This window comes from Streptomyces rimosus (assembly GCF_008704655.1).
In the GTDB taxonomy this organism is placed as follows: Bacteria; Actinomycetota; Actinomycetes; order Streptomycetales; family Streptomycetaceae; genus Streptomyces; species Streptomyces rimosus.
Map to the genome: position 1 here is coordinate 6,939,763 of NZ_CP023688.1, position 18,139 is coordinate 6,957,901.

The 18,139-nt window shown below is 73.2% G+C and carries 12 protein-coding genes; 8 read left to right on the forward strand and 4 right to left on the reverse strand.

Annotation, left to right across the window (positions count from 1 at the left end; translation table 11 throughout):
• Positions 1–378: 378 nt before the first annotated feature.
• The 4 genes from CP984_RS30365 to CP984_RS30380 all read right to left on the reverse strand — a co-directional run bounded on the left by CP984_RS30365 (position 379) and on the right by CP984_RS30380 (position 6,600).
• Positions 379–2,925 carry a transglutaminaseTgpA domain-containing protein gene (locus tag CP984_RS30365; RefSeq protein ID WP_030180147.1) on the reverse strand — a complete coding sequence of 849 codons (2,547 nt, stop codon included), beginning with the start codon at positions 2,923–2,925 and terminating at the stop codon, positions 379–381.
• A 271-nt stretch (positions 2,926–3,196) separates the two neighbouring features.
• A complete protein-coding gene (locus CP984_RS30370; protein WP_030417375.1) occupies positions 3,197–4,627 on the reverse strand; it encodes a DUF58 domain-containing protein in 1,431 nt (476 codons plus the stop codon).
• The gene (locus CP984_RS30375) at positions 4,627–5,685 is read right to left on the reverse strand and encodes an AAA family ATPase (RefSeq protein WP_030180142.1); all 1,059 of its coding nucleotides are present in this window, start codon (positions 5,683–5,685) and stop codon (positions 4,627–4,629) included. The genes CP984_RS30370 and CP984_RS30375 overlap by 1 nt, the downstream gene beginning before the upstream one ends.
• Positions 5,686–6,042: 357 nt before the next feature.
• Complete coding sequence (locus tag CP984_RS30380) at positions 6,043–6,600, reverse strand: beta-class carbonic anhydrase (RefSeq protein WP_003983734.1); 558 nt, start codon at positions 6,598–6,600, stop codon at positions 6,043–6,045.
• Between the two features lie 493 nt (positions 6,601–7,093).
• Between CP984_RS30380 and rsmH the strand changes: the two genes are divergently transcribed.
• From rsmH to ftsW, 8 genes are all read left to right on the forward strand, one after another.
• Positions 7,094–8,053: a 16S rRNA (cytosine(1402)-N(4))-methyltransferase RsmH gene (rsmH, locus tag CP984_RS30385; RefSeq protein WP_003983735.1), complete on the forward strand. Its 960-nt coding sequence runs from the start codon at positions 7,094–7,096 to the stop codon at positions 8,051–8,053.
• Positions 8,050–8,646, forward strand: coding sequence for an FtsB family cell division protein (locus tag CP984_RS30390; protein WP_050498816.1), 597 nt, complete (start codon positions 8,050–8,052; stop codon positions 8,644–8,646). Before rsmH ends, CP984_RS30390 begins: the two co-directional genes overlap by 4 nt.
• 108 nt (positions 8,647–8,754) lie before the next feature.
• Positions 8,755–11,010: a peptidoglycan D,D-transpeptidase FtsI family protein gene (locus CP984_RS30395; RefSeq protein WP_078586907.1), complete on the forward strand. Its 2,256-nt coding sequence runs from the start codon at positions 8,755–8,757 to the stop codon at positions 11,008–11,010.
• 17 nt (positions 11,011–11,027) lie between these two features.
• Complete coding sequence (locus tag CP984_RS30400) at positions 11,028–12,740, forward strand: UDP-N-acetylmuramoyl-L-alanyl-D-glutamate--2,6-diaminopimelate ligase (RefSeq protein ID WP_003986882.1); 1,713 nt, start codon at positions 11,028–11,030, stop codon at positions 12,738–12,740.
• A 62-nt stretch (positions 12,741–12,802) separates the two neighbouring features.
• Positions 12,803–14,236, forward strand: a complete 1,434-nt coding sequence (locus tag CP984_RS30405) for a UDP-N-acetylmuramoyl-tripeptide--D-alanyl-D-alanine ligase (protein WP_003986881.1) — start codon at positions 12,803–12,805, stop codon at positions 14,234–14,236.
• A 5-nt stretch (positions 14,237–14,241) separates the two neighbouring features.
• Entirely contained in the window at positions 14,242–15,306 is a 1,065-nt protein-coding gene (gene mraY, locus CP984_RS30410; RefSeq protein ID WP_003986880.1) for a phospho-N-acetylmuramoyl-pentapeptide-transferase, read from the forward strand.
• Positions 15,303–16,733: a UDP-N-acetylmuramoyl-L-alanine--D-glutamate ligase gene (gene murD, locus CP984_RS30415; RefSeq protein WP_003986879.1), complete on the forward strand. Its 1,431-nt coding sequence runs from the start codon at positions 15,303–15,305 to the stop codon at positions 16,731–16,733. The genes mraY and murD overlap by 4 nt, the downstream gene beginning before the upstream one ends.
• A gap of 61 nt (positions 16,734–16,794) precedes the next feature.
• Positions 16,795–18,135 carry a putative lipid II flippase FtsW gene (gene ftsW / locus CP984_RS30420; RefSeq protein ID WP_030180131.1) on the forward strand — a complete coding sequence of 447 codons (1,341 nt, stop codon included), beginning with the start codon at positions 16,795–16,797 and terminating at the stop codon, positions 18,133–18,135.
• Positions 18,136–18,139 lie beyond the last annotated feature (4 nt).

The following is an 18,139-nucleotide window of genomic DNA, read 5'->3' on the forward strand; positions in this document are numbered from 1 at the left end:
GCCGGTTACCGGTCGACTTCGCTCTTTGCATACGCGAGGGCAAAGCGGGGTGTCGAGGTGGGGCGCGGGTCGCGGTGCCGGTCGTGGTGCGGGCCACGTCCCAGGGCGCCGCTATCAGGCCGCTGTTGCCTCGGTACACAGCCTGGCCGTCCCCTCCTGGCCTTCGCGCCCTCCGCTCCGCCTTTCACGCGCTGCACCCCCCACGCGCTCCGCGCTCTCGCCGCGCCCACGGTTCGCCGGGCGCCCACGCGCGCGCCCGTACGCTGACGCGCGCTCGCTGACCTCCTGACGTTGACGTCCGCTCGCGAAAGAAGGCGCACCGCTACGTCCGCTCGCGAATGAGGTATCTCTACGTCCGCTCGCGAAAGAGCCGTACCTCTATGTCCGCTCCCGGGACAGCCGCAGAGCGCTCGCCACCTTGCGCACCGCGGTGGCCGGTGGGCTCGTGGCGCAGCGGGCGAGGAAGGCCGACCAGCGGGACGACAGGGTCCACAGGGCCCGTGCGGCGGAGCGCGGCGCCAGGAGCGCGCGCAGCCGCAGGCGCCGGGACGCGGCGTCGTGCAGGCCGGTACGGACGCGGCGCACCTCGTCGGCGAGGCCGGGCGCCGGCTGCGGATGCGGTGCGTACAGCACCTGCTCCACCGACGCCGCGACCCGGTGGGCCGACTCCGCCGCCGGCGCCCGCAACTCGCCTATCCGCACGATCCGCTCCGCCGCCTTGCGGGGAGTGAGCGATTCGTCCGGCAGGATGCCGTAATCCCAGCCGGAATCGATCAGTTCCTGCCAGGCCGCGAGCGTGCGCGTGGCCCCGGCCGGTATGCCGCCCCGGGACTCCGGCGCGCCGCCGCCGTCCCAGCCGGAGTCGTCCGGTTCGAGATGGGCCGTGCGGAGGTCCGGCGCGGCGGCCGACCGTGGACGGTGTCGGCCGGCCACGCTGCCGCCGAGACGTCGGGAGCGGGCCCGCAGCCGCCACAGCACCGGTAGCAGGAGAAGCAGAAGCAGGAGCGGGATGCCGATAACGATCGCCGCTACGGTCCACGGCGACGGCCCGCCCTCGGCCGGGCCGCTCGTCGACTGCGCGGGCGGCGTCCAGCACGGGCCGACGCGCCGCTCGGCGGGGGCGCAGCTCTGCGCGGGGGACGGCCCGACGGGCGCCGCCGCCGAGCGCGACGGCTGCGGTGCCGGGGCGTTCGTACCGCCGTTGGACGGGGTGTTGGTGAGGGTGTAGTCGGGCAGCGTGCCCCGGCTCGGCGTCGGCTCGAACCGCGTCCAGCCGGTGCCCTCGAAATACAGCTCGGGCCAGGCGTGGGCGTCCTTCAGACCGACCGAGGTCGAGCCGTCGCTCTGCCGGGTGCCGGGGGTGAAGCCGACCGCGACCCGGGCGGGTATGCCCAGCGTGCGTGCCATCGCCGCCATGGAGAAGGCGAAGTGCACGCAGAAGCCCTCCTTCTGCTCCAGGAACCGGGAGATGGCTTCCGTGCCGCTGCCGGCCCGCACCTCCGTGTTATAGGTGAAGCCGCCGTTGAGCGAGAACCAGTCCTGGAGGCGGACGGCCTTGTCGTACGCCGTGCCGGCGCCCTTCGTCACCTGCTTCGCGGTCTCGCGCACGACCGGGGGCAGCGAGTCCGGGACCTTGGTGTACTCGCGCGTCAGCTCGGCGGGCGGCGCGGGCGCTTCCTCCAACTGGCGCGCGGTGGGCCGGACCAGCAGGCTCTCGACCTGGTACTGCACGCCCCGCGTGTTCTGCCCGCGGTCGCCGACCAGCGTGCGGCCCTCCGGCTCGAAGCGCCAGCGCCCGGCTATGTCCACGCGGGAGGCGGGGTAGGGCAGGGGCAGCCAGTTCTGCGCGTACCAAGGAGCGGTGGAGATGCTCGTGTTGACGGGGGTGACGTCCACCTCCGGGCTCAGTCCGGCAGGTTCGGGCAGCCGGTCCGGCACGTCTTTGACGGCACGCTCGGACGGCTTCCACGCGGTGCCGTCGAACTGGTCGAGCGCGACGATGCGCAGATACATGTCACGCGTGTCGGAGGCGGTGGTGCGGTAGTTGAGGACCTGCCGGTCCTCGGGCTGGTTCAGGCTGTTCTGCAAGGACACCAGCGGGTTCACCGCGGAGATCGTGCCGCCTCCGCCGCCCGGACCGCGGCCGGCCACCGCCTGGCCCAGCAGCCCGCCGCCGAGCGAGGGCAGCACCGCGGGCACCACCAGGGCGACGCCCAGCACCAGCGCGCCGATCCGGCGGCCCATACGGACCGGGGCCTGCGCCGGGCCGCCGACCGTGCCCGCGTAACTCTGCCCGCCGGAGAACGCCGGCCTCCCGGAGCCGGCGCTCCGGCCACCGAACACCCGGCCCCACTGCGAGAGCCGGTCCCGGCCCTCGGCCAGGAGCAGCAGCAGATATCCGGCCCCCGCGACCAGGAACCACAGCCAGCCCGCCCCGCCCTGCGAGAGGCCCGCCGCCACCGAATACAGCGCGAGCAGGGGCAGTCCGGCGGGCGCCGCGCTGCGGTACGTCACGGCCAGCGCGTCCACGATCAGGCCGACCACCAGCACCCCGCCGACCAGCAGCAGACGGATGCCGGCCGTCACCGGGGCCGGTATCGCATACCGGCTGACGTCGGCGACGCCCTCCTGCACCAGTTCGCCGAACTCCGCGAAGACGTCCGGGCCGGGCAGGACCAGGGCGATCGCCTTGTCGTGCGCGAAGAGCACGGTGAGCAGCAGCAGCGCCACCACGGCCTGCGCCGCCACCGTCAGCGGCCGCGCCAGCGGCACCCGGCGGGCCAGCGCCCCCACCCCGGACACGATCGTCAGCAGAATCGCCGCCTGCAGCATCCAGCCGACCGGATCCACCAGCGGCAACAGCGCGCAAGAAGCGCCCAACGTCGCCACCACCGCGCACACAGTCAGCCGCGCCCGCCCGCTCATGCCTCTGCCCCGCTCCCCGACGCCGCGACCGGCCGGGCGCCCCCGGCCGTGCCGCTAGCGCTGACGCCCCCGCGCGTAGCGACAGCACCGGCCGCATCAGCGCCGGCCGTACCGGCACCCCCGGCGGCTCCCGCCACCGGCCCGCCGCCCGCCGATCCCTCCGCCACGCCCGCCCGATCCACCTGCCACCACCGCGCCGTCAACGACAGCAGCGCACAAGAAGCGGCCAGCATCGCCACCACTGCACAAACCGTCAGCCGCGCCCGCCCGCTCATGCCCCCACCTCGCTCCCCGGCCCCGCCCCGCCGCCCGTACCGGCACCCCCGACCACACCAGCACCGCCCGTACCGGAGCCCCCGGAGTCCCCCGCCCCCGGAGCACCCCCCACCCGATCCACCCGCCGCCAAAGCTCCGCCAGCGAATCACCGGGTCGCACCGGCAGTGCCTTCCAGCCCGCCTCCTGGAGCATCCGCAACCGCTCCTCCAGCGGCAGCCGCGGCTGACCACCGGTGGAGCGGAATCCGGTGCCCCGCGACCAGGCGTCGCTGTCCAGTACGAAGGCGACTGCCGCGCCGCCGCGCCGCCGCATCCGTCCGGCCACCGCGGTCTGTTCCTCGTCGAGGTCGCCGAAGAATGCCACCAGCAGCCCTTCGTTGCCGCTGCGCAGGACGTCATACGCCCGGGCCAGGCCGGGTTCGTCGGATTGGTCGACCACGGCCAGGGTGTCCAGCAGGAGGCCGGCGGTGTCGGCGGATTCGGCGCCGCCCGCCCAGCCGCCGGTTCCGTCGGGGCCCGGTACGGACATGCCAGAGTCGGTCAGAAAACGGACCGAGAAACCGCGCTCCAGAAGGTGGACCGCAGCCGACGCGGCGCCCGACACCGCCCACTCGAACGCCGAGTCGGGGCCGGAACCCTGATGGGCCGTGCGCCGCGTGTCGAGCAGGACCGTGCAGTGGGCCCGCTGCGGCTGCTCCTCGCGGCGGACCATCAGCTCGCCGTAGCGCGCGGTGGAGCGCCAGTGGACGCGGCGCAGGTCGTCGCCGTGGCGGTAGCCGCGGGGGATCACGTCGTCCTCGCCGGCCAGGGCGAGCGAGCGCTGGCGGCCGTCGCCGTACCCGGACGCCTCGCCCGCGAGCCGGACCGGCGGCAGGGGTTCGACCCGCGGCACGACGGTCAGCGTGTCGTGGTCGCTGAAGGAGCGGGTCAGCTCGCACATGCCGAACGGGTCGGAGAGCCGCAGCTGCAGCGGCCCCAGCGGATAGCGCCCGCGCAGGTCGGAACGGACCCGGTAGGACACCTCCCGGCGGCCCCCGGCCTCGACCCGGTCGAGCACGAAGCGCGGGCGCGGGCCCAGTACGTACGGCACGCGGTCCTGGAGCATCAGCACACCGGTGGGCAGCCGCGAGACGTTCTCGACGCGCAGCCGCACCCGCGATTCGGCGGTGGCCGGCACCCGGGCGGGGGAGAGGGTACGGCTGCCCGCGACCCGGTAGCGGGTGCGGTACAGCACGATCGCGCACACCAGGGGGAGCACGGCCAGCAGCAGCCCGACGCGGAGCAGGTCCGTCTGCCCGAGGGCGTACGCGCACACGGCGGCCGCGACGCCCGCCGCCAGGAAGGACCGGCCGCGCGTCGTCAGCCCGGCGAAGGCGGCCCGCAGACCGCCGCGCTCCGGCGCGCCCTCGATCCCCCCGGCCGTCATCAGTACCCCCGCAGGCCGGGCGGCTGCCCCGGGTGGGGCCTGGGCCACTGCTGCGCCGAGGGGTCGGGCACCGGTGTGCGGCGCAGGATCTCGCCCACGACCTGCTCGGACGTACGGCGGTTGAGCTGGGCCTGCGCGGTCGGCAGCAGCCGGTGGGCCAGCACCGCCACCGCGAGCGCCTGCACGTCGTCCGGGAGGGCGTACTCCCGGCCGGCCAGCGCCGCCGCGGCCTTCGCCGCGCGCAGCAGGTGCAGTGTCGCCCGCGGCGAGGCGCCGAGGCGCAGATCGGGGTGGCTGCGGGTGGCGGCGACCAGGTCCACGGCGTATCTGCGCACCGCTTCGGCGACGTGGACCGTGCGGACCGCGTCGATCAGCTTCAGTATCTCGTCGGCGTGCGCGACCGGCTGGAGGTCGTCCAGGGGCGAGGCGGCGCCGTGCACGTCCAGCATCTGCAGCTCGGCGTCCGGGCTCGGGTAGCCGATCGAGACGCGGGCCATGAAGCGGTCCCGCTGCGCCTCGGGCAGCGGATACGTGCCCTCCATCTCGACCGGGTTCTGGGTGGCGACGACCATGAAGGGGGCGGGCAGCTCGTACGTCTGGCCGTCCACCGTGACCTGGCGCTCCTCCATCGACTCCAGCAGCGCCGACTGGGTCTTGGGGGAGGCACGGTTGATCTCGTCGCCGATCACGACCTGGGCGAAGACCGCGCCGGGCTTGAACTCGAAGTCGCGGCGCTGCTGGTCGAAGACGCTGACGCCGGTGATGTCCGACGGCAGCAGGTCGGGGGTGAACTGGATGCGCCGCACCGAGCAGTCGATGGAGCGGGCCAGCGCCTTGGCGAGCATCGTCTTGCCGACGCCCGGCACGTCCTCGATGAGCAGATGGCCCTCCGCGAGCAGCACGGTCAGCGCGAGCCGCACGACCTCCGGCTTGCCCTCGATCACGCCCTCCACCGACCTGCGGACCCGCTCCGCCGTGGTGGTCAGATCGCCCCGCGCGCCCGGCTCCGTCCGCGCGGGGGGACCCCCAAGGCTCGCTTGCTCGTCAAAGGTCGTCACCCGGCCCTCCTCGGCCCTTCCCCGCGCCCCGCGGCACGCGGGACACCCAACTGCGGGCGCACGTCCTCCGTACGGACCGGCCCTCCCCGTCGAGCGCCGCCGGGCCCCTCGGCCGCGGCAACGCCACGTAGGCATTCTCGCCGTCCACGCCGCTTCGCGTCATGGCCTGTGGATAACTCGCGCGCCGGCCCCCGCCGCACGGCCGCGCACCCGCCCGCGGACCCACGCCGGCCGGCGCCGGCTTTCCGCGGCCACCCGCTGAGCAGCGCGAACGACGGGGCCGGACGGACGGACCGCCCGGCCCCGCTGTCATGGATCACGGCCTCCCGGCCGCGGATCACCGTCGTCCCCCGGCGCCTACTTCGGGTCGACCTCCCGCAGCAGACCGGTCGTCACATCGAAGACAAAGCCCCGCACATCGTCCGTGTGCAGCAGGAACGGGGAGGTCCGCACCCGCTCGATGGACTGGCGGACGTCCTCGTCGAGGTCCTTGAACGCCTCGACCGCCCAGTTGGGCCGCTGGCCGACCTCGGCCGCCAGCTCGTGGCGGAACTCCTCGGTCAGGTTCAGCAGGCCGCAGCCCGTGTGGTGGATGAGCACGACGGAGCGGGTGCCCAGCGCCCGCTGGCTGATCGTCAGGGAGCGGATGATGTCGTCGGTGACGACGCCGCCCGCGTTGCGGATGGTGTGGCAGTCGCCGAGCGAGAGGCCCAGCGCGTCGTGGAGGTCCAGCCGGGCGTCCATACAGGCCACGACGGCGACCTTCAGGACGGGGCGGGCGTCCATCCCCGGGTCGGTGAAGGCGGCGGCGTACTGTTTGTTGGCCTCGACGAGGCGGTCGGTGACCGTGCCGGCCGCGGGGGCCAGGGCGCTGTCGGCGGACGGGGGCAGCGGCTGAGAGGCAGGTATCGACATAGCAACACGGTAAAGGGCACCGGCCGGTAAGGCTGCACGTGGGAGCGGGCATAGGGGGGCACTACGGCGTCCTGTGAGGTTTTCCACACGCCCCGCCGGGCGCCGCCGATCGGGTGAAAGCGGCCTTTTCGCCCCGGTCGCGGCCGCTCGCCCGGCCCGTCCCGCGGCGCTCCCGGGCCATTCGAAAACCGCGCGGAACCACCCCGGCGGCCGGTGCGGGACGCGCGGAACCGGTTGATTGACCCCGCGCGGCAGTGGACTAAAGTGGCGCGAAGTGGGAGGCGTGACGCTCTCCTTGGATCCCGAATCTTTCGCGTGCGATCTGCACGTACGGCTCGGCCTCCTCCCGCTCCAACCGGTCCGCCGACGGCACTTCCCCGTCGTCGGAGGGCCACTTCCCCTTCAGAGCGGGCGGGGACCAAGCGGTACGTGCGGCATTCCCCCAGCCAGCGGCCGGGGGGACCCACCTGCCGCCCACCCCATCGGAAGGCGCATGAGCAGCAACGATCGCCACGTACCCGTCATGCTCCAGCGGTGTCTGGACATGCTCGCCCCCGCGCTCGCCGAGCCCGGCGCGGTCGTCGTCGACTGCACGCTCGGCCTCGGAGGGCACAGCGAGGCGCTGCTCGCCACGTTCCCGGCCGCCCGCCTGATCGCCCTCGACCGGGACCCGGCCGCGCTGAAGCTGGCGGGGGAGCGCCTGGCCCCCTACGGGGACCGCGCCACCCTCGTGCACGCCGTCTACGACGAGCTGCCGGAGGTCCTGGCCCGCCTCGGCGTCCCGCGCGTCCAGGGTGTCCTGTTCGACCTCGGCGTCTCCTCCATGCAGCTGGACGAGGCCGACCGCGGCTTCGCGTACGCGCAGGACGCGCCGCTCGACATGCGCATGGACCAGACGACCGGCATCAGCGCCGCCGAGGTCCTCAACACCTACCCGCCCGGCGAACTGGTCCGCATCCTGCGCGCCTACGGGGAGGAGAAGCAGGCCAAGCGGATCGTCGAGGCGGTCGTACGGGAGCGCGCCAAGGAGCCCTTCACGAACAGCGCGCGCCTGGTGGAGCTGATCCGCGACGCGCTGCCGCAGGCCGCGAAGCGCACCGGCGGCAACCCCGCCAAGCGCACGTTCCAGGCGCTGCGCATCGAGGTCAACGCCGAGCTGGCCGCCGTGGAGAGCGCCGTACCGGCCGCCGTGCGGGCCCTCGCCGTGGGCGGCCGGATCGCGGTGCTCGCGTACCACTCGCTGGAGGACCGCATCGTCAAGCAGGTCCTCGCGGCCGGCGCGGCCCACACCGCGCCGCCCGGCCTGCCCGTCGTCCCCGAGCAGTACCAGCCGCGCCTGAAGCTGCTCACCCGCGGCGCCGAGCTGCCGACCGAAGAGGAGATCGCCGAGAACCGGCGCGCGGCCCCCGCCCGGCTGCGCGGCGCCGAGCGCATCCGCGAGGACATCGCGTGAACCGGCCGGGGCGGGCGCGCTCGGGGCCGGGCCGGCTCTCGGGCCTGTTCGCCTCCGGCCCCGGCGGCACACCGGCGCGTACGCCGTTCGTGCTCCTGGTGGTGGTGCTCCTCGGCTCCGGTCTGATCACGCTGCTGCTGCTCAATTCCGCGCTCAACCAGGGCTCCTTCGAGCTGAGCAAGCTGGAGAAGCGGACCGACGAGCTGAAGGACGAGCAGCAGGCGCTCCAGCAGGAGGTGGACGCCTTCTCCGCGCCCGGCGCCCTGGAGCAGCGCGCCCGCGAGCTGGGCATGGTCCCCGGCGGCAGCCCGGCGTTCCTGGAGCCGGACGGCACCGTACGGGGCAAGCCGAGCAAGGCCGCGGGCGGCGGCGTCGGCCCGATGAGCGCGCCCGGCCCGTCGCGGCTCGCCGTCCCCGCGCCGCGGCCCGCGCCGGGCCCCGCGGCCGCACCGGCCGCCGGCCCCCGGCCGTCCGCCGGGCCGCGTCCCGCGCCCACCGCCCCGGACGCGCCGCTGCCCGACCATCCCATGCCCGCCCTCACCGCGCCCGGCCGCCCGCTGCCCGGGTCCGCACCGACGACCTCCGGCAGGTGAGCCCGTGACGTACGAGAACACCGTGCCGTACGAGAACGCCGACGCCCTGCCCGATGCCGCGCCCGCGGCCTCCGTCGTACGGACGGCCGCACCGGAGGAGGACGCCGTATGACCGACCCCAAGGGCCCCCGCTCCGGCAACGGCTCCGCGAACGGCTCCGGCCCCGGCCCGAAGGGCTCCGGAGCGAGGAGCACGGGCGGGAAGACGCCCGGCAAGACACCCGGTAAGACCCCCGGCCCGAAGAGCACGGGCGCGAGCACCCCCGGCCCGAAGAGCCCCGGCACCGGCGCCAGACCGTCCGGTACCAAGCCGTCCGGCGCCAAAGCGTCCGGCACCAAGCCCCCGGCCCCCCGCCGCGTCCCCCGCCCCACCCCGCCCGACGGCCGCGCAGGCCAGTCCCGAGGCGGCCAGGCACGCGCCGGCCAGTCCCGTACCGGCCAGTCCCGCAGCACACCGCGCCCCGCCGCCCAGCGCTCCGCACCCAAGCGCGCCCCGGCCGCCCGCGGCCCCCGCCCCCGCTCCGGCCCCTCGACCCTGCGGCTGGGCAGCCCGCGCCCCCGGCTGCGCATGGTCTCCCTCGCGCTCACGCTGATCATGCTGATCTTCGTGATCCGGCTGTTCCAGGTGCAGGCCGTGGACGCCGGCGCGTACGCCGCCAAGGCCAACGTCAACCGCTACGTCCCGGTCAAGCTGGCCGCCGAGCGCGGCGCGATCACCGACCGGGACGGCGTGGACCTGGCGACCACGGTGGACGCGTACGACATCACCGCCGACCCCAGCCTGCTCGCGCCCGACAAGATCAAGATCAAGGACGCCCCGCAGCAGGCCGCCGGGCTGCTCGCGCCGATCCTGGGCGAGGACCGGGCCGTCCTGGCCAAGAAGCTCGCCACGCCCGGCTCCCGCTACGTACGGCTCGCCCGGCAGCGGACCCCGCAGGTCTGGAAGCAGATCAAGGACCTGCGCAAGGCGCTGGACGCCAAGGCGGCCAAGGCGCCCAAGAGCAAGCCGCGCCCCAACGTGCTCGTCGGGATCTTCGCGGACAAGCACAGCAAGCGCGTCTACCCGAACAAGGACCTGGCCTCCGGCGTCCTCGGCTTCGTCAACAGCGAGGGCCGGGGCGGCGGCGGCCTGGAGGCCCGGCTCGACAAGCAGCTGGCGGGCAAGGACGGCAAGCTGGTCTACGCCCAGTCCGGCGGCCGCCGCGTCCCCACCGCCGACACCCAGGAGCACCCGGCCGTCCCGGGCACCGACATAGAGCTGACGCTGGACCGCGACATCCAGTGGATGGCCCAGCAGGCCATCACCAAGCAGGTCGCCGAGTCGCAGGCCGACCGGGGCTACGTCGTGGTCCAGGACACCAGGACCGGCGAGATCCTGGCCCTGGCCAACGCTCCCGGCTTCGACCCCAACGACATCTCCAAGGCCGACCCGGACGCGCTGGGCAACGCCGCCCTCACCGACGCCTTCGAACCCGGCTCCACCAGCAAGCTGATGTCGATGGCCGCCGTCCTGGAGGAGGGCGCGGCGACCCCCGCCACCCGCGTCACCGTCCCCAACCGGCTGCACCGCGGCGACCGCAACTTCGCGGACGACATCGACCACCCGACCTGGCACCTCACGCTGAACGGCGTCCTGGCCAAGTCCAGCAACATCGGCACCATCCTGGCCACCGAGCAGCTCGGCAAGACCCGTAAGGAGGCCAACCAGGTGCTCTACTCCTACCTGCGCAAGTTCGGGATCGGAAAGCCCACCGGGCTCGGCTTCCCGGGCGAGACCGCGGGTCTGCTGGCCCCGCCGCTGAAGTGGAGCACCTCGCAGCAGTACACCATCCCCTTCGGGCAGGGGCTGTCGCTCAACGCCGTCCAGGCCGCTTCGGTCTACTCGACCATCGCCAACGGCGGCGAGCGGATCGCCCCCACGCTCGTACGGGGCAGTACGGGCCCGGACGGCCACTACCAGGCCGCGCCGAAGCCGGAGAAGACCCGGGTGGTCAGCGAGAAGACCGCCAGGACACTGGCCACCATGCTCGAATCGGTGGTCGACGACAAGGAGGGCACCGGCGCCAAGGCGAAGATCGACGGGTACCGCGTCGGCGGCAAGACCGGCACGTCCAACCGGGTGGACCCGAAGACCGGCCGCTACCACGGCTACACCGCATCCTTCGCCGGGTTCGCGCCCGCCGACCAGCCCCGTATCACCGTCTACTGCGCCGTCCAGAACCCGACGAAGGGCAGCTACTTCGGCGGCCAGGTATGCGGCCCGATCTACCAGCAGGTCATGGAGTTCGCGCTCAAGACGCTCCAGGTCCCGCCGAGCGGCGCCCAGCCCCCGCGCCTGCCCGTCACCTTCAAGCCAGGCGAATGAAAACGAGGCAGGCCGCCGTGACGACCATCACCCCCGACCCCGGGAACCGCTCCGGGACCCGGCCCTCACTTCGCCCCGAGGGCGCCGCGCCCGGTACGCTCACCGCCGTGTCACACGCTGATCAGTCCCACAACGCCCAGAAGGACGCCGCCGGGAAATTCCCGGGAGCGCCCCGCCCAGAGCGGGTCCGTCCCACCCCCCTGACGGACCTCGCCGAGCAGTTGGGCACCTCGGTGCCGGCCGCGGCGGACGCCGCCGATACCGCCGTCACCGGCATCACCCACGACTCACGGGCCGTGCGCCCCGGTGACGTCTACGCCGCGCTGCCCGGTGCCCGCTTCCACGGCGCCGACTTCGCGGGCCAGGCGGCCGACCTCGGCGCCGCGGCGGTCCTGACCGACCCGGCGGGCCGTGAGCGCGCCGCCGCCACCGGACTGCCCGTCCTGGTCGTGGACGAGCCGCGGGCCCGGATGGGCGCGCTCGCCGTCTCGATCTACGGGGACCCGGGCCAGGACCTCCTCCAGATCGGCATCACCGGCACCTCCGGCAAGACCACCACCGCGTACCTGATCGACGGCGGGCTGCGGGCCGCCGCCGAGAAGTCCGGCGGCGGGAAGACGGGGCTCATCGGCACCGTCGAGTCCCGTATCGGCGACGAGCGCCTGAAGTCCGAGCGCACCACCCCCGAGGCCACCGACCTCCAGGCGCTGTTCGCCGTCATGCGCGAGCGCGGCGTGCGCGCGGTGACCATGGAGGTCTCCAGCCACGCGCTGGTCCTCGGCCGCGTCGACGGCTGCGTCTTCGACGTCGCGATCTTCAACAACCTCAGCCCGGAGCACATGGAGTTCCACTCCGGGATGGAGGACTACTTCCAGGCCAAGGCCCAGCTGTTCACCAAGGCCCGCAGCAAGGCCGGCGTGGTCAACATCGACGACGAGTACGGCAAGCGGCTGGCCGCCGGCGAGTCCGAGGTGCCGGTCACCACGTTCTCCGCCGAGGGCCACCCGGACGCCGACTGGCGCGCCGCCGACGTCGAGGTCGGCGCGCTCGGCTCCACCTTCACCGTGCTGGGCCCCGACGGCGTGTCCGTACGGGCCGCCGCGCCCATCCCGGGCCCCTTCAACGTCGCCAACGCGCTGGCCGCCATCACGGCCCTGGCCGTGGCCGGCGTGGACCCGCAGACCGCCGCCGACGGCGTCGCCGCGGTGCCCGGCGTCCCCGGCCGCCTGGAGCGCGTGGACGCCGGCCAGAAGTACCTGGCGGTCGTCGACTACGCCCACAAGACCGACGCGGTCGAATCGGTGCTGCGCGCCCTGCGCAAGGTCACCGAGGGCCGTATCCACGCCGTGCTGGGCTGCGGCGGCGACCGCGACCCGCACAAGCGCAAGCCGATGGGCGCGGCGGTCGCCCGCCTCGCCGACACCGCCGTACTGACCTCCGACAACCCCCGCGGCGAGGACCCCCTCGCGATCCTCGCCACCATGCTCGCGGGCGCCGCCGAGGTGCCCGTCCACGAGCGCGGCACCGTGCTGGTCGAGGAGGAGCGGGCCGCCGCCATCGCGGCCGCCGTGGCCCGCGCCGAGCCCGGCGACACCGTGATCGTCGCGGGCAAGGGCCACGAGCAGGGCCAGGACATCGCCGGAGTGGTCCGCTCCTTCGACGACCGACAGGTGCTGCGCCGGGCCATCGAGGCTTCGTTGAACTCGCAGCAGCCGAACCACCAGGGATGACACACCGCCATGCGCGCAAAACCCTTCGAATGGCATTTCCTGCCCACGGCCGGGGGTGAGAAGTGATCTCCCTGTCCCTCGCCGAGATCGCGAGCATCGTCGGCGGGCAGCAGCACGACATACCGGACCCGGAAGCCCGGGTCACCGGCCCCGTCGTGTTCGACTCCCGTGAGGTCCGCCCCGGCAGCCTCTTCGCGGCCTTCGCCGGCGAGCGCGTGGACGGCCACGACTACGCCGGGCGCGCCGTCGAGGCGGGCGCCGCGGCGGTCCTGGCCGCCCGCCCCGTCGGCGTTCCCGCGATCGTCGTGGACGACGTGGTCGCCGCCCTCGGCGCGCTGGCCCGCGCCGTCGTCGGCCGCCTGGGCACCAGCGTCGTCGGGCTGACCGGCTCGGCCGGCAAGACCAGCACCAAGGACCTGATCGGCCAGCTGCTGTCGCGCAGCGGGCCGACCGTGTGCCCGGTGGGCAACCTCAACAACGAGATCGGGCTGCCGGTGACCGCGCTCCGCGCGGACGCCGACACCAAGTTCCTCGTCCTGGAGATGGGCGCCCGCGGCATCGGCCACATCCGCTACCTGGCGGAGCTGACCCCGCCGCGGATCGGCGTGGTGCTCAACGTCGGCTCCGCGCACATCGGCGAGTTCGGCGGCCGCGAGCAGATCGCCCAGGCCAAGGGCGAGCTGGTCGAGGTGCTGCCCACCGCCGACGAGGGCGGCATCGCCGTACTGAACGCGGACGATCCGTACGTACGGGCCATGGCCTCGCGCACGAAGGCCCGCACGGTCTTCTTCGGCGAGTCCGCGGACGCCGCCGTACGTGCCGAGAATGTCCGGCTCACGGCGCTCGGACAGCCCTCCTTCACGCTTCACACACCCTCCGGGTGCAGCGACGTGACCATGCGGCTGTACGGTGAGCACCACGTGTCGAACGCGCTTGCCGCGGCCGCCGTCGCCCATGAGTTGGGCATGCCCGTGGACGAGATCGCCGCCGCGCTCTCCGAAGCCGGCACGCTCTCCCGCTGGCGCATGGAGGTCACCGAGCGCGCGGACGGTGTGACGGTCGTCAACGACGCCTACAACGCGAACCCGGAATCGATGCGGGCGGCGCTTCGCGCGCTCGTGGCGATGGGCGAAGCCTCCAAGACAACGGGAGGCCGTACGTGGGCGGTGCTCGGTGAGATGGCCGAGCTCGGCGGGGAGTCACTCGCCGAACACGACGCGGTCGGGCGCCTGGTCGTCCGGCTCAACGTCAGCAAGCTCGTGGCGGTCGGCGGCAGGGAAGCGGCCTGGCTCGACATGGGCGCCAAGAACGAGGGTTCGTGGGGTGAGGAGTCGGTGCACGTGTCCGACGCGCAGGCGGCGATCGACCTGTTGCGCAGCGAGCTGCGGCCGGGTGACGTCGTGCTGGTGAAGGCGTCCCGGTCGGTCGGCCTGGAACGGGTCGCCGCGGCATTGCTGGACGACGACGGTGTCAAGGGCGGGGCCGCCACCCGATGAACACGATGAAGCAGATCCTCTTCTCCGGAATGATCGGGCTCTTCCTGACCCTGATCGGCACCCCGCTGCTGATCAAGCTGCTGGCCAGGAAGGGGTACGGGCAGTACATCCGCGACGACGGCCCGCGCGACCACCACAGCAAGCGCGGTACGCCCACCATGGGCGGTATCGCCTTCATCCTGGCCACGCTCATCGCGTATGCGCTGACCAAGGTCATCACCAGCAGCGACCCCAGCTTCTCGGGTGTGCTGGTGCTGTTCCTGATGGCCGGCATGGGCCTGGTGGGCTTCCTCGACGACTACATCAAGATCGTCAAGCAGCGGTCGCTGGGTCTGCGGGCCAAGGCCAAGATGGCCGGCCAGCTGATCGTCGGCATCGCCTTCGCGGTGCTCTCGCTGCAGTTCGCCGACCTGCGCGGCCAGACCCCGGCCTCCGACCGGCTCTCCTTCACCCAGGACTTCGGCTGGCAGATCGGCCCGGTGCTCTTCGTCATCTGGGCGCTGTTCATGATCCTGGCGATGTCCAACGGCGTGAACCTCACCGACGGCCTGGACGGCCTGGCCACCGGCGCCTCGGTGATGGTCTTCGGCGCGTACACCTTCATCGGCATCTGGCAGTACCAGGAGTCCTGCGCCAACCAGATCAGCGCCGGACCGGCCTGTTACGAGGTGCGCGACCCGCTCGACCTGGCGGTCGTCGCCTCCGCCCTGATGGGCGCCTGTTTCGGCTTCCTGTGGTGGAACACCTCGCCCGCCAAGATCTTCATGGGTGACACCGGCTCGCTGGCCCTGGGCGGCGCGCTGGCGGGCCTGGCCATCTGCTCCCGTACGGAGCTGCTGATGGCCGTGCTCGGCGGCCTGTTCGTCCTGATCACCATGTCGGTGGTCATCCAGGTCGGCTCCTTCCGGCTCACCGGCAAGCGGGTCTTCCGGATGGCGCCGCTCCAGCACCACTTCGAATTGAAGGGGTGGTCCGAAGTCCTTGTCGTGGTCCGGTTCTGGATCATCCAGGGCATGTGCGTGATCGTCGGTCTGGGCATCTTCTACGGCGGCTGGCAGGCGGCCAAGTGAGTGCCCTGGACCTCGCCGGACAGCAGGTGACCGTGGCCGGCCTCGGTGTGAGCGGCGTCCCCGCCGCCCGCGCCCTGGCCGGCCTCGGCGCCGTCGTCACCGTCGTCAACGGCAGCGACGGCGAGCGGGAGCGCGCCCAGGCCGCGCCCCTGGAGGAGCTGGGAATCACCGTCCGCCTCGGCGACGGTGACACGCTCCCGGAGGGCACCGACCTGGTCGTCACCACCCCCGGCTGGAAGCCCACCAGCCCGCTCTTCCAGGCCGCCGAGGCGGCCGGCGTCCCCGTATGGGGCGATGTGGAGCTGGCCTGGCGGTTGCGTGAGCCCCGTGCGGGAAAACCAGCTCCGCCCTGGCTCGCGGTCACCGGCACCAACGGCAAGACCACGACCGTACGGATGCTCGCCGCCATCCTGGAGGCCGAGGGGCTGCGCACCGCCGCCGTCGGCAACATCGGCGTCCCCCTGGTGGACGTGGTGCTCTCCGACGAGCCGTATGACGTCCTCGCCGTCGAGCTCTCCAGCTACCAGCTGCACTGGGCGCCCTCCGTACGCGCCCACTCCGCCACCGTCCTCAACCTGGCCCCGGACCACCTCGACTGGCACGGCTCCATGGAGGCGTACGCCGCCGACAAGGGCCGCATCTACGAGGGCAACACCGTGGCCTGCGTCTACAACGTCGCCGACAAGGCCACCGAGGACCTGGTGCGCGAGGCCGACGTCGAGGAGGGCTGCCGCGCCATCGGCTTCACCCTCGGCACCCCGGGCCCCTCGCAGCTGGGCGTCGTCGAGGGCATCCTCGTCGACCGCGCCTTCGTCGAGAACCGGCACAAGCAGGCGCAGGAACTCGCCGAGGTCTCGGACGTGACGCCCGCGGCCCCGCACAACATCGCCAACGCGCTCGCCGCCGCGGCCCTCGCCCGCGCCTTCGGCGTGCGCCCCCAGTCCGTACGGGACGGCCTGCGCGCCTTCCACCCGGACGCGCACCGCATCGAGCGCGTCGCGGACATCGCCGGGGTCGCGTACGTGGACGACTCCAAGGCCACCAACACCCACGCCACCGAGGCGTCGTTGGCGGCGTACGAGCACATCGTCTGGATCGCCGGCGGCCTGGCCAAGGGCGCCACCTTCGACGAACTCGTACAGAAGTCGGCCGGCCGGCTGCGCGGCGCGGTCCTGATCGGCGCCGACCGGGGGCTCATTCGGGAGGCCCTGGCGCGACACGCGCCGGATGTGCCGGTGGTCGACCTCGACCGGACCGACACTGGGGCGATGTCCGAAGCCGTCCGGGAAGCCGCCCGCCTGGCCCGGCCGGGCGATACCGTCCTGCTGGCCCCGGCCTGCGCCTCGATGGACATGTACCTGAACTACAACAAGCGGGGCGAAGCCTTCGCCGACGCGGTCCGCACGCTGGCCGCTCAGGAACAGTAGTCCGTACGTCCCCGCCGCCGTCGAGGACGCACGGCGCAGCGCACCTGTGGAGGGGACGACGATGACGGCCCGATCGGCGAAGGCGGCGCCGCCGCGCCCGGCCCGGCGCACCGGCTTCGGCCCGCGCCCGGCGCGCGGCGGCGGCCCCCGCACCCCGCGGGGGCCGTACACCCGGCTCAGACGGGCCTGGGACCGGCCGCTGACCGCCTACTACCTGGTGGTCGGCGGCAGTCTGCTGATCACCGTGCTCGGTCTGGTGATGGTCTACTCGGCCTCCCAGATCAAGGCGCTCCAGCTCGGGCTGGCGCCGACGTACTTCTTCCGCAAGCAGCTGCTCGCGGCGGTGCTCGGCGGCATCCTGATGCTGGTGGCGGCCCGGATGACGGTCCGGGTGCACCGCACCCTGGCCTATCCGCTGCTGGCCGTCTCGGTCTTCTTGATGACCCTGGTGCAGATCCCCGGGATAGGGGTCGCGGTCAACGGCAACCAGAACTGGATCAACCTGGGCGGCCCCTTCCAGATGCAGCCCAGCGAGTTCGGCAAGCTGGCGCTGGTCCTGTGGGGTGCCGACCTGCTGGCCCGCAAGCAGGACAAGAAGCTGCTGATGCAGTGGAAGCACCTGCTGGTGCCGCTGATCCCGGTGGCCTTCCTGCTGCTCGGCCTGATCATGCTCGGCGGCGACATGGGCACCGCCATCATCCTGACCGCGATCCTCTTCGGGCTGCTGTGGCTGGCCGGCGCCCCCACCCGGCTCTTCGTGGGCGTGCTCGGCGCCGCCACCGTGATAGGGGCGCTGCTGATCAAGACCAGCGCCAACCGGATGGCCCGGCTCGCCTGCATCGGCGCGACCGATCCGGGACCGCAGGACCAGTGCTGGCAGGCCGTGCACGGCATCTACGCGCTGGCCTCCGGCGGATTCTTCGGTTCGGGGCTCGGCGCCAGTATGGAAAAATGGGGTGAACTCCCTGAACCGCACACCGACTTCATCTTCGCCATCACCGGGGAGGAACTGGGGCTTGCGGGGACGCTGTCGGTGCTCGCCCTCTTCGCGGCTCTAGGCTATGCGGGTATCCGCGTGGCCGGACGCACGGAGGATCCCTTCGTGAGGTACGCAGCGGGAGGCGTGACCACCTGGATCACGGCCCAGGCCGTGATCAACATCGGTGCGGTGCTCGGTCTGTTGCCGATCGCCGGGGTCCCGCTGCCGCTGTTCTCCTTCGGGGGCTCCGCCCTGCTGCCGACGATGTTCGCCATCGGTCTGCTGATCGCCTTCGCGCGTGACGAGCCCGCTGCACGGGCGGCACTGGCCATGCGGCAGCCTGTTTTCGGCAGGAAACTGGCTGGGGTGAGACGGAAGACGATGAGACGGCGCGTCAAGAAGCGGCCGTCCGGAGAGCGGTGAATTT